Here is a 12,177-nt window from a genome sequence, read left to right as displayed (position 1 = left end):
CGGCCGGGACCGAGGGCCGAGAAACCGCGCGATGCGCGGTTTCTCGGACGGGCCCGGGGCAAGACCACGAGCGGCGTTGCCAGCTGAGACAGCAGCGCTGCCCACCCTCGTCGAGCAGACACGTCAACGCTGCGGTTTGACTGGCAAGCCCGTCGCCGGTCTTGCCTCGACCTGTTCGATGAACTGCGCATCGCGCAGTTCATCGACCCCGGGTCCAGCGCTTGCGCTGGTCCGGGTCCAGGGGTGGACAACCCCTGGTCGGGGTCCGGGGTGAAACCCCGGCGCGGCGCGGCGCTACGCTGCGGGGGTGCGCGAAGCGTCCTGGCCGGCTAGGATGGCCTCCGCCTTGGACAAGCGCGTCCCGTCTCGTTCTGACGTTCTGCTGCAGATCGCCGCTTTTGTGGTCATCGTCGCGGCCCTCCACGCGGCTGCGAGCGTGCTCGTGCCGTTCATGATGGCGCTCCTGCTCGCCGTCGTCAGCGCTCCGCCGCTCGCGTGGCTCGAGAGGCGACGGGTCCCCGAGCCTGCCGCTGCCACGCTCGTCCTGCTTGCGAACATCGCTGTCCTCAGCGCGGGTGCGTCTGTCGTCGCGGGGTCGGCGACTGAGTTCGGCGAGGCTGTGCCCCGTTACCAGGCCCGGATCGACATCATCGCTGTGGAGCTCACGACGTGGCTGCGCGCGCACAACGTCCACGTCCCTCGGGGCGCCATCACCCAGATGATCTCGCCTGGCACCGTGCTCTCGTTTGGCGCTGGGATGATCCGCGATCTGGCTGGGCTCGTCTCGAACATCTTCATCGTCCTGCTCATCCTCGGCTTCATGCTTTTCGAGTCGCGCACGTTTTCGCGCAAGCTCCGGGCCCTCGCGGGCGAGCGCGGCGGTTACGTGGGGCTCTTCCCTGGAATCGTGGGCGATGTGCAGAATTACCTGTTCATCAAGACCGTCATCAGCATCGCGGTCGGCCTCCTCGCGGGCCTCATCGTTTATATCCTCGGCGTGGATTTCGCGCTGCTCTGGGGCCTCGTCGCGTTCCTTTTGAACTACATCCCCAACGTCGGCGCGATCATCGCCGGGGCGCCGCCCGTCTTTTTTGCGCTCCTTTCGCATGGCCCGGGGCGGGCGCTGGCCGTCTCGGCGGGGTTTCTCGTGGTGCACACGGTGCTTGGCAACATCCTCGAACCTGCGTGGATGGGCCGCAGACTCGGTTTGTCGGCGACCGTGGTGTTTCTTTCCCTCCTGTTTTGGGGCTGGCTCTGGGGGCCGGCGGGCATGTTCCTCTCCGTGCCCCTCACGATGGTGGCGCGTATCCTCCTCGAAGGCAGCGAGAAGACGCGCTGGATGGCCATGCTACTCGATTCGAATGCGCCCACGGACACGCCGGCCGAGCCGCCGGTTGGTCCGCCGAGCATCAAGCCCGCGCTGGGCGCGGAGGAGCCGAAGAACGATGAGCGAGCGTGAGCGGAGCTTCTGGGCGTGGGGATACACCGACGCTTTTCCGGACGAACCGGGCCGGCAGGCGCTCGCCGTGCAGGTCGGCGCCCTGCTCGGCCGGGAGTTTTCCCTGCGGCCTTTGCCCACCGTCGAATCGGCGCGCCTGCCGCCTCCGCGTGTCCTCCCGCCCACGTCCCTGGCTCCGATTTCCTCCGCCGCGCCGAAGGACCGCATCCTCCACACGTACGGCAAGGGGTATCGCGACATCGTCCGGGCCTACCGCGGTGATTTTTCGGTCGCCCCCGATTGGGTGAGTTTTCCCCGGTCCGAGGAGGACATCGAGCGCTTGCTCGCCCATTGCGCGGCCGAGGGCATCGCCGTCATCCCGTACGGCGGCGGCACGAGCGTCGTCGGGGGCGTCGAGGCGAACGTCGGGGATCGCCCGCGTGGTGTGGTCTCGCTCGACATGCGCATGCTCGACCGGGTGCTCGAGATCGAGCCCGTCTCGCGATCGGCGCGCATTCAGGCCGGCGCGACCGGCCCTGTCCTCGAAGAGCAGCTCGCCCCGCACGGGCTCACGCTGCGCCATTTCCCGCAGAGCTTCGAATTTTCGACCCTCGGCGGCTGGATCGCCACGCGCGCGGGCGGCCATTTCGCGACGCTCTACACCCATATCGACGACCTCGTCTCCTCCGTCCGGATGATCACGCCCGCCGGCACCTGGGCAAGCCGCAGGCTTCCGGCTTCGGGCGCGGGGCCGAGCCCGGATCGGCTCGCGCTCGGCTCGGAGGGCATCCTCGGCGTCATCACGGAAGCCTGGGTGCGCCTGCAGGCGCGGCCCCGGTATCGGGCCTCGGCGAGCGTGACGTTCCCGCACTTTGCGGACGGCGTCAAAGCGTGCCGCGTGCTCGCGCAATCGGGCCTCTACCCCTCGAATTGCCGGCTCCTCGATCGAACCGACGCCCTGCTCGGCGGCGTCTTCGTCGACGGCGGGGCCGTGCTGCTCCTCGCCTTCGAATCGGCGGATCACCCGCTCGGGCCTTCGATGAACCGCGCCCTCGAAATCACGGCCGAGGCGGGCGGCGTTTGTCCCGAAGGACCCGTGCTCCGCGAGGATCGCGGCGAAGGGGCGCGGGCGCAGGCGACGTACAAGCAATCGTTTTTCCGCGCGCCGTACTTGCAGAGCGCGCTCGTCTCCCTTGGCGTCCTCGCGGACACGTTCGAGACGGCGTGTACGTGGGACAAATTCGAGGAGCTCGACTTCGCCGTGCACGAAGCGGTGCTCCCGGCCCTGCAGCGCGCTCTGGGCGGCGGCGTTCTCGCGCGACGTTTCACCCACGTGTATCCGGACGGACCCGCGCCGTATTACACGTTCCTCGGCCCCGCGCGGGAAGGTCACGAGCTCGAGACCTGGGCGACCATCAAGGACGCCGCGAGCCGCGCGATCCTCGCGTCGGGCGGCACCATCACCCACCACCACGCCGTCGGCCGCGTGCACCGCCCCTACTTTCGCGACGAGCGACCCGAGCCATTCGCGGCCGCGCTCCGCGCCGCCAAGCGCGCCGTCGACCCTGCCGGAATCATGAACCCCGGCGCGCTCTTCGAACCCGAAGAACGCTGAACCGGTTGTTTTTCTCGACATACGAATCTCATGGCGCGCCGGACGTAGGCCGTGCGAGCGCGCCGCGCCGCGAGCATTGGCTCGTACGGCCCCCCGGCGGGTGCTAGAGATTGGCCTTCATGGGGGGAACGATGCATTCTCGTGAGAACGCGAGGGGTTTGGGGCGCGTGGTCGTGCGGGGCATTCTATCGCTTCTGGTCCTCGCGGGCGGGCTCTGCCAGTCGGCAGACGGTCTCTGCCGTGAGCCCTGGGAGGTCTCGGTGCCGCCGCCCATCACGCCCGACAGAGACCCCGAGGAGGTCATCGAGGGCGGCGTCGCGGCGACCGTGCTCTTCGCCTCGTTCGGCATTGGCCTCGGCGCCGCGGCGGCGACGCTCGACGCGGAGAGCGAGCGTCTCCGGGCCGATCCCTGCCGGAGCTGTCCCGGCGGTTTCAATGACATGCAGCGCGACATGGCGTTCCTCGCGAACGCCTCGATTCTGTCGTTCATCGGGGCCGGCGTCGCGGGGTTCGGGACGGCCCTTTATGCCATCAACGTCGAAGACGATGTCGAGACCGCAAAGAGCAAGGTGCCCGGGCCCCAGGCGGTGGTGCGCTTCCAGGGCGGGCTCCTCGGCGTCCAGGTCCTCTTTTGACCGAGGCGTACATCCGGCTCTAACTTTTTCGGGGGTGTGTCGTCATGGCGCGTAAACACGTTGAACGGGGTTTCTTGTGGATCGTGGCTTGCGCACTTTCCGGCTACGGCTGCATGGTCGAGGGCGAATTCCTCGAGGATCTCGTGCCGTCCGGGCCCGACCTGGGTGTCAGCGCGCTCGAGACGCGCTGCGGGGACAGCCTCCGCCAGGGCAAGGAAGCGTGCGACGACGGCAATACGGCGCCGGGCGACGGCTGCGATACCGCGTGCGAGGTCGAGATCTGCTGGACCTGTGAGGAGGTGCTCCCGGGCGCGCGCAGCACGTGTGGACCGCAATGCGACGCGGCCGCGGGCCAATCTTGCGTCATGGGCGCGTGCGTGAGCTGCAGCGACGGCGTCCGCAACGGCTACGAGACCGACGTCGACTGCGGCGGCTCCTGCGCTCCGTGCACCCAGGGCCTCGCCTGCGGAAAGGAAGGCGATTGCGCGACCGGCTTCTGCTCGGGCGGCGTGTGCTGCAACGAGGCGTGTGGCGCCGCGTGTATCCGCTGTGACCTCGAAGGCTCCGTGGGCATTTGCGCCTACGTCCCGGAGAACGAGACCCACGAGGACCGCGCGTGTGGCGGCGGCGTCTCCGTCTGCGATGGCAAGGGCGCGTGCAAGAACGTCGCCACGCAGGCGTGCACGAAGGGCATCGAATGCCTGAGCGGCAAGTGCCTCGGCGGCGTTTGCCAGTGAAATGTTTTTCCGCGGGGCGCGCTCCCGAAGAATGGGCGCGCCCGCGTTTTTGTTTTGGTTCCCGCCCTATCCCCGCACGGGGAATGCGTTCCGAAATTCTTCCATCGCCCGGACCTCGTCCACCTGGTGGACGAACCCTGTGGCCGCGCGGAACGCCTCGCTATCGACCACGACCGGATACATGATGTGCGCGAGCGCGCCCGGCGGCAGGCGTGGCAAACCGAAGCGGCCGAGCGCGGCGCGGAAGGCGAACTCGGGAAGCGGAATGGGCGTCCGCCCGGTCCCGCGAACGACCACGGAGAGCGGCACCGGCTGCGGCCCCGCGACGTTGTAGACGCCCTGCACCCGTTTCTCCAGCGCGAGGCAGATCGCCGTCGTCACGTCCTCCTCGTGCATGAAATGAAAGAGCGGATCGAAGCCGAGGACCATGGGCACATGCCGCCCGCGCAGGAACGTGGCCAGCGTCCCGTGCCCCGTGGGCCCGAGCGTGTACACCATTCTGAGGACCGTCGTGCGCATGTTCGGCAGCCGCCAGAGCGCCGTGCACGCATACAGATCGGCCGCGACGAGGTCGGAGAGCTCCGGGAAGGTGGTCACCGCCATCGGCGGGTCCTCTTCCTTGTGATAAAGCGGCGAATCGGCGGCCGCGCCGTAATAGGTGTGCCTTCCGACGAAGATTGCGTGCTCGACGCCCCAGTCGCGGCAATGCTCGAAGACGGCGCGCGTGCCGCCGAGGTTGATCTTGTAGCGCTCGGCGGTCTTCTCGACGAGGTGCGTGACCGTGGCCATGTGAATGACCGCCTGCGGCCGCCGCTTGCGGAAGACGTCCTCGGCCGCGCGCTTGCGGATGTCCACGTTGTGGAGCTCGATTCCGGGCGGCGCGTCGGGCCATGGCCGGCGATCGATTCCGATGACCTCGTGCCCCTGCTCGAGCAGGCGGCGCGCGACGCGCTGACCGAGCACGCCCCCGATTCCGGGAATGAGAACCCTCATCGCTGCTCCTCCTTCGTGCCGCCCGTCTCACCCTCGATCCGGGCCTCGTCCTCCGCGTCGCGCGACCAGGCGAGCGCCTTGCGCCGCCTTTCCCTGCCCACCTCGATGAGGCCGGCGATCCGCTGCTTCACCTGCTCCACGTATCCCTCGATGACCTCGTCTTCTTCGGTCCCCGTCCCTTCGAACTTCATGGGCGCGGAATACGTGAGCTCGAGCCGCACCGGCGCCGGGAGCGCGACGCCCCAGGGCGTGATCGGGACGTAGGGCGCGCCGAGCAGCTTTCCGAGGGCATACGAATTTGCGATCGTGGGAATGGCCTCGCCGCCGCCGACGAACCCGAACGGAATGATGGGCGTCCGCGTCTTCATGGCGAGGCGCATGAAGCCCGATCCGAATTGGACGAGCGTGTTGCGCTCGGGATAAAGCTTCGCCGTGCCGCGGGCGCCCTCGGGGAAGATCATGAGCAGGCGCTCGTCGTGCAGCAGGTGCTCGGCCGTCTCGACGAGCCCGGTGAGCTGCCCGCTGCGCGTGGCCAAGAGCCCCATGAACGGCGTTTTCGCCATGAACTTCTCGGCCATGCCCTGAGCGAGCCGGGGGGGCTCGAGCTCGAAGAAGCAGGACGTGATCACCATGGCGCCGTCGATCGCGATGCCGCCCGAGTGGTTGCCGACGAGCATGGCGCGGCCGCGGGCGGGGACGTGCTCGACGCCCTCGACGCCGACGGTGAAGTAATGGCGGTAGAGGAAACGGAAGACCGTGAACAGCCGGGCGAGGTGCTGCTTCGTGGTGCCGTAAGGATCGACACCGTAGGCGTTGAACGGGAGCTCCAGGCGGTCGACGCGGGCGGCGATCTCCGGATCGATGAGCAGGGACACAGGTTTCTCCAGACGGAGGGGGCGAGGGAGAATAGGCGGAAGGCGAGGCGCGAGGCAAGGGGAGATCACGCGCGGGATGTGGGGCAGCGCTCCTACCTCCTTCGGCTGGCCGTTTCGGCGGCTCTTCGGGGGCCTCCTTCGATTTCTGCTCGTGATAGACTCGTCCGATCGGACCCAAGGCAAAGGAGGCCTACAATGAAGGAGTTCATGAAGCTCAAGGCGGCGCGGTGGGAACGCATCCTGTCGCACCCGTTCTTCGATTGGCTGCATTCCGACGCGGTGCCGCTCGAGGACAAGGTCCTGATCGCGCCCATCATGACCGTGTTCGTGATGAACTTCCGCGACGCGAGCCGGTATTTCATCCGCTTCCCGAAGCCTCGCAACCGCTTCGAGGAGGCGCTGAACGGCGGCACGCGCGAGGATGAGACGCACTCGCGGCTCTTCCTCGAGGACTGGAGCAAGATGAAGCTCGACGAGCGCCTCGGCTTTCGCGCGAGCGACATGCTCTGGTGGCTCTTCCTCTCGAAGGAGAACGAGCGATTCCGTTATTTCGTCCTGGAGTTCGGCCGGCTCGACGTCGAGGACGCGGGCGATCCGCTCGTCCGCTTCGCGCACTCGGAGGCCGGCGAGGCCGCGGGGAACGCGTTCTTCTACCACCTGGCGAAGGTCGCGAGCGAGATCGAGGCGAAGACGGGGCTCCGGTACATCTACTTCGGCAATCACCACCTCGATCGGGAGCCGGGGTTCGTCTGGGGATCCAAGGGCGTCTTCGACGACGAGGTCCTCGACGAGCGGCAGCGGCCGCTGGCGATGCGATTGGCGAACCGCATGTTCGACCTCTTCGAAGAGGTCCACGATTGCTTCCTGGAATACGGGCGCACGTACATGCAGCCGGGCCGGCTCCCGCGAAGGCCACAAGGCGAAGCCCTCGCGCCGCGCGCGCAAACCGAGCCGACCGAGCGGCCTTCGTACGAGGTCGAGCTCGAACAGCCGATGGCGCTTTATCACGAGGATGTCCTTCGTGTCATCGAGGAGCGCAAAGCGCAGGCGGCGCGGCATCCGTTTTATGCGTGGCTGCGCGACGAGACGGGCGTCTCGCCGCGGGAAAAGCTCATGCGGTTCCTCCCGCTCTGGGTGCCCGACATCATGGGCTACCGCGATCTGAACCGATACGCGGTCCGTTACCCCGAGCCGAGCACGCCGAAGGAGCAGCGCATCAACGAATGGTGCGACGACCTGGAGACGCACAGCGCGCTCTTCCTGCACGACTGGCAGGTGCTCGGGATGGATGAGGTCCTCGGCTGGAAGGCGAAGGACACGCTGAAGTTCCTGTTCCTCGATCCGCAGGTCGAGACGCACCGGAAAAACCTCGCGACGTTCGCGAAGCTCGCCATGGGCCATCGCGATCCGGCGATGCTGTTCTGGTTCGTCGCGGCCATGGAGGCGAGCGGGCACGCGTTCTTCGAGAACGTGAAAAAGCTCGCGGAGGTGGTGGAGAAGGAGCGGGGCATCCGGCTCGATTATCTCTGCGACCGGCACGACGCGGCGCATGGAGCGCGCGGCGAGCGTCTCCCGCGAAAAGCCTTCATCACGAGCGAGCGCATCACCACGGGCGAGCGCGACGTGGCCATTGGCATGGTCGAGACGATCTTCGACGCGCTGGAGGAGCAGCTCACGATATCACTCGAGGCCGCGCGCTCGAACAAGCTCGGCATTCCGAGCGAGCGCGGCGCGGCTTGACTTTCGTCATGCCCTCGGGCCGAGCACCTTCACGATTTCGGGGGGGAACTGCCGCTCGGGGGCATTGTCTTCGTTCCGGAATGGCGGGAGGGTCGGGTCTCGTTTGCAGGCGGCAAGATACGCCCGCTTCGAGACCTGCTTGCCGTTCACCCAGTACTTCGGGAATCCTCGCTTCAGTCTCCATCGCCCTGGGTTCCACTCACGCTCGACGCCGTGGAGCTGGCCCTGCTTGTAATGGCTCTCCCAGAAGACGCGGCGCTCCTCATCAACGAGCCACCATCGGAAGCCATCCGGGCGGCCGTCGCGGAAGTAACATACCTCCGTGAGGCGCCGCGTGCCGTCGCCGTCGAGCTGCCACCAGAGATCGATTCCGGTCCCGTGGACCATCTCGTACGTCCCGATGAGCTTCCCGTCGATCCATTGCTTGGCGGTCCCGTGTGGCAGGCCATCCACGTGCGGCTCTGCGAAGGTGAGAACCCCGGGCTCGTACCAATCGTACTCGGTCCCGTGCGATTTTCCTCGCCGGAGGGGTTTCTCCGAGTACGGCTCGCCCGTCTCGTGGAAAGAGCGCTCGCCGACCACCTCGTCGCCGACGAGATACTCGGCCCGCTCCTTCGCCCCGCTCGGATACCACGCGATCACACGCTCGAACGCGGTCTTCGGAATGAACGAGCGGTACCGAGGTGCCACGTCGTCCCGCTACCCGCCCCACAGTGGGGCGTCAACATTCCGTCGCTTTTGCCTCGTTCAGCTCTTCGCCGTGGCCGCTTTCATGGCCTTGACGTCCGCGAGGATGACCTGCGCCTCTTCCTCGCTGAGGAATTTCGCCTTGCGCGCGACCCACAGGATGCCCTCTTCCGTGCTCGACGCGATGGTCCACGGAAAAATCACGCGCGTGAGCGACTGCAGCGTCTTCACGGTCGCGCGGATCGCTCCCGCTTTCAGGCCCTGACCCTCGATCACGAACGCGTGCGCCAGGATGTGCTTCTCGAGCGCGCGTGTCGCCTGACCGAGCGCGTTCGCCGCGGCGCGCTCGGGCGCCCCGTGGTCGGCGCTCGTGAGCACGATGAAGATGCTTCCGCCCGGATGCGTCGTCATGATTTTCGACGCGCGCTCGTTCACCTGGACGGCCGCGGGCAGCGTCGGCGCCTGCTTCCACCACACGACGAGCACGGGGGGACGCCACCCGATGGCGACGGCAGGTTGGTCGTAGACGATCTCCACAGCCTCGAACGCTAGCAGGAGAATCGTCCGCGGAAAAGCACCCGTTCGATGCGTGTTCGGGGGTACCTTTCGGCGACCCTACAAAACCTCGATGGGTAGACCTGGCGCAGGGCCGAGCGCCACGTCGCCCCAGCGAACGAGGGCCGAGCCCGAGCTCGACGCGCTGCCCACGGTATGGAGCAATACGAGATCCCCGCGCCGGATCGGCAGTTCGGCCGCGGCCGTGTACAGGTTCACGGGCATCAGCGCGGGGCCGCAGTTCGCATACCGCGGGAACGTATCGATGGTGCGCGCTCGATCGAAATCGAGGACACGCGCGCAAAACGAGGCATACCACGCGGTCGGCGTGTTCACGACGAGCCAGTCGACGTCCGACATCCGGAGCCCCGCTTTCTGGAGCGCCATGTCCGCCGTCTTTCGCAGATACGGCTCGGAGACCTGGCGCAAGACCTTGCTCGCGCTCCGATCCGAGCGGAGTCGCACGACCTGCTTGCCGCGCTTCGGATCGTCGACCACGTCGAGCAGGAAGGCCTTGCACGTCTCGGCGCTGTGTAGCATTGCGGAGGCGACGAGCCCTTCGCCTTCGGGCACCTCCGAGACCACGAACGCCCCGGCGCCGTCGCCCGAAAACCACGACATTGTGTCGTGCTCCTCGACGGATCGCGAATACGTGCACGAGACGACGCCGAGCACGTTCCGGTATTGCCCGGCGCGCACGAGCGCACACGCGGTCTCGAAAACGGCAAACGCCCCCGAACACGCGGTCTCGAGGTTCCACGCCGCCGAGGTGAGCCCGAGCTCGCCGGCGAGGAACGTGGCATGGCCGATTCCCATCACGTCGTGAAAGAGCGAGCACGCGATGACGAGATCCACCTCCGAGCGAGCGATCTGCGCAGCCGTCAGGGCCATCGTCGCGGCGCGTGTCTCGAGCTCCAGCGCATTTTCGTGCGGCAGGAGCACGCGTCGCTCTTTTGCGCCGCGGAACGGGTCGTCGAGGTATTTCGCCATTTCGGCGTCGAACGCGTCCGGCGCCTGGCGTGGCTCCTCGGGCGCGGCCCACACGTTTCGTTTTTCCACGGCCGCGCCGAGCATCTCGGGGTAGTGGCGGCGCCAGTAATCGTTCGTCTTCAGGCCACCGGGGAACGTGATGGCGAGCGATCGCATCCCTGCGGAGGTACTCATGGGGAAAAGCTCTCCTTGGCGGTTTGCGCCTCCAGGCTTCGAACACGGCTCGTGATGGGCGGTCGTTCCTCCGGATCCACCCGGACATCCACCACGAAGGGTTTTCCCGCCGCGAGCGCCTCCCCCAGCGCCGCTTCGAGCTCTCCCTCTCGCTCGACCCTCGTGCCGAGCGCCCCGAGTCCCCTTGCAATGAGCGAAAAATCCGTATCGGGCAGCGTGGTCTCCACCGGATCGTACCCCGACGCGCGCATACCGTGCTCGACGATACCGTACTGACGATCGTTCAGCACCACCCAGACCGCCGGGATACCATATCGCACGGCCGTGCTCACCTCCTCCAGCATGAGCATCGATCCGTCGCCCACGAGCGCGACCGCCGCCTTGCCCCGCGCGTGCGCGGCCCCGAGCACGCCCGTCGTCGCGTGGCCCATCGATCCGAAATGCAACCCCGAGCGATATCGCCCCGGCTCCTGGAAACGGAGCACGTGGTTGCCCCATACGAATGCGCTGCCTGCTTCCGTGAGCACGGCCGCGTCGGACGATTCGACCACGACGCGCTGCACCGCCTCGAAAAGGAAACGCGGCCGGACGGCCCCTTCCGTGAGCGGATCGAGCGGCGGCGTCCGCGGCAATCGGGGCAGGGTGGGCGGCGCTCCTGCATGCGTCGGCAGGCGCGGGAGCAGCGCCGAAAGAAACACGCCGATTTCGGCTTGCACACCGAGCGTCTCCGCGGCCGGATAGGCCGCGCCGAAGACCGCGGGATTGACGTCCACATGGATGAAGCCACGCGGCGGCACGAGGTCCTGCCGCCAGAACGACGTGCATTCCCAGAGCCGCGTGCCGAGGACGAGCGTTCGCTGGATGCGCGCCGCCTGGAGGCTCGACGCGACCCGCGCGTGGCTCCCGACGCCCGTGGTCCCGACGAAGAGCGGGTGATCCTCGGGGAAAATACCCTTGGCGCGCGGCGAGCACATCACGGGCATCGCGCGTCGCTCGGCAAGAGCGCGTACCCGTGAAACGGCCTTCCTCGCGCCGAAGCCCACCCAGAGCGCGCACGGCTCTTCCGTGAGGATCTTCGTCACGGCATCGAGCGCGTCGGCGGAGGGAGCTGGGCCGGGCAGCGCCTCCGTGTCGGCCAGGACCGGGCCTTCGAAGATCGCCTCTTGCACGCTCAGCGGCAAATGGATGTGCGCGACGAACCCCTCCACGGCCCGCGCTCCGACCATCAGTCTTCGGAGGATGACCGGCAGCTGGGAGGGATGTTCCAGGGTCGTCGCGTAGTGGAAGATGGGACCGTCGGAGAGCAGGCCCGCGGGGAGGGTTCTTGCGGTCGTCTCCTGGGCGGCCCCGCGGTCGCGCTGGGAGGGCGAGGTGCCGCCGGAGACGAGGATGACCTTCGCGCCCTCGATGCGCGCGGCGGCGAGCCCCGTGATCGCATTCGTGATCCCCGGGCCGGCCGTCGCGAACACCACGGTCGGGCGATCCTGAGCGAGGCTCTCTTCGAGCGCCGCGAACGCCGCGCCGGACTCGTGTCGGCAGTGCAGGACGCGCACGCGGCTCCGCGCGAGCGCATGACAGAACGGGACGATGGTGCCGCCGCCGAGCCCGTAGCCGACCTCCACGCCGAGGCGCGCGAGGAACGCGGCCAGGACCTCGGACACGGACGCGCGGGGCGCCCCGGGCCCGACGAGAGAAAGCGGTGGAGGTGCGTGGTTCATGAGGGATGCTCGGACGGGCA

At 67.7% G+C, this 12,177-nt stretch carries 11 protein-coding genes; 5 read left to right on the top strand and 6 right to left on the bottom strand.

Features of this window, described 5'->3' with window-relative positions:
- Window positions 1-346 precede the first annotated feature (346 nt).
- The 4 genes from KEG38_RS50870 to KEG38_RS50855 all read left to right on the top strand — a co-directional run bounded on the left by KEG38_RS50870 (window position 347) and on the right by KEG38_RS50855 (window position 4,425).
- A complete protein-coding gene (locus KEG38_RS50870; RefSeq protein WP_272428172.1) occupies window positions 347-1,459 on the top strand; it encodes an AI-2E family transporter in 1,113 nt (370 codons plus the stop codon).
- Window positions 1,446-3,053: an FAD-binding oxidoreductase gene (locus KEG38_RS50865; protein ID WP_272428171.1), complete on the top strand. Its 1,608-nt coding sequence runs from the start codon at window positions 1,446-1,448 to the stop codon at window positions 3,051-3,053. Before KEG38_RS50870 ends, KEG38_RS50865 begins: the two co-directional genes overlap by 14 nt.
- Before the next feature lie 131 nt (window positions 3,054-3,184).
- Window positions 3,185-3,688, top strand: coding sequence for a hypothetical protein (locus KEG38_RS50860; RefSeq protein WP_272428170.1), 504 nt, complete (start codon window positions 3,185-3,187; stop codon window positions 3,686-3,688).
- 44 nt (window positions 3,689-3,732) lie between these two features.
- Window positions 3,733-4,425 carry a hypothetical protein gene (locus tag KEG38_RS50855; RefSeq protein ID WP_272428169.1) on the top strand — a complete coding sequence of 231 codons (693 nt, stop codon included), beginning with the start codon at window positions 3,733-3,735 and terminating at the stop codon, window positions 4,423-4,425.
- A gap of 66 nt (window positions 4,426-4,491) precedes the next feature.
- Here KEG38_RS50855 and KEG38_RS50850 read toward each other — a convergent pair whose 3' ends face one another.
- Both KEG38_RS50850 and KEG38_RS50845 read right to left on the bottom strand, forming a co-directional pair.
- Window positions 4,492-5,418, bottom strand: coding sequence for an SDR family oxidoreductase (locus tag KEG38_RS50850; RefSeq protein ID WP_272428168.1), 927 nt, complete (start codon window positions 5,416-5,418; stop codon window positions 4,492-4,494).
- Window positions 5,415-6,293 (bottom strand): lysophospholipid acyltransferase family protein, encoded by an 879-nt coding sequence (locus KEG38_RS50845; RefSeq protein ID WP_272428167.1) that lies wholly within the window; start codon window positions 6,291-6,293, stop codon window positions 5,415-5,417. The genes KEG38_RS50850 and KEG38_RS50845 overlap by 4 nt, the downstream gene beginning before the upstream one ends.
- A 195-nt stretch (window positions 6,294-6,488) precedes the next feature.
- Between KEG38_RS50845 and KEG38_RS50840 the strand changes: the two genes are divergently transcribed.
- Window positions 6,489-8,033 carry a hypothetical protein gene (locus KEG38_RS50840; RefSeq protein WP_272428166.1) on the top strand — a complete coding sequence of 515 codons (1,545 nt, stop codon included), beginning with the start codon at window positions 6,489-6,491 and terminating at the stop codon, window positions 8,031-8,033.
- Window positions 8,034-8,039: 6 nt separating this feature from the next.
- Here the strand turns inward: KEG38_RS50840 and KEG38_RS50835 are convergent, their stop codons facing one another.
- The 4 genes from KEG38_RS50835 to KEG38_RS50820 form a co-directional block, all read right to left on the bottom strand.
- A complete protein-coding gene (locus KEG38_RS50835; RefSeq protein ID WP_272428165.1) occupies window positions 8,040-8,723 on the bottom strand; it encodes a toxin-antitoxin system YwqK family antitoxin in 684 nt (227 codons plus the stop codon).
- Window positions 8,724-8,780: 57 nt separating this feature from the next.
- A complete protein-coding gene (locus tag KEG38_RS50830; protein WP_272428164.1) occupies window positions 8,781-9,257 on the bottom strand; it encodes a hypothetical protein in 477 nt (158 codons plus the stop codon).
- Between the two features lie 78 nt (window positions 9,258-9,335).
- Entirely contained in the window at window positions 9,336-10,439 is a 1,104-nt protein-coding gene (locus tag KEG38_RS50825) for a 3-oxoacyl-ACP synthase III family protein (RefSeq protein WP_272428163.1), read from the bottom strand.
- Entirely contained in the window at window positions 10,436-12,157 is a 1,722-nt protein-coding gene (locus tag KEG38_RS50820) for a thiamine pyrophosphate-dependent enzyme (protein ID WP_272428162.1), read from the bottom strand. The genes KEG38_RS50825 and KEG38_RS50820 overlap by 4 nt, the downstream gene beginning before the upstream one ends.
- Window positions 12,158-12,177 lie beyond the last annotated feature (20 nt).

It is taken from the genome of Polyangium jinanense (genome assembly GCF_028435265.1).
Classification (GTDB): Bacteria; Myxococcota_A; Polyangia; order Polyangiales; family Polyangiaceae; genus Polyangium; species Polyangium jinanense.
This window is presented reverse-complemented; position numbering and strand designations above follow the sequence as displayed.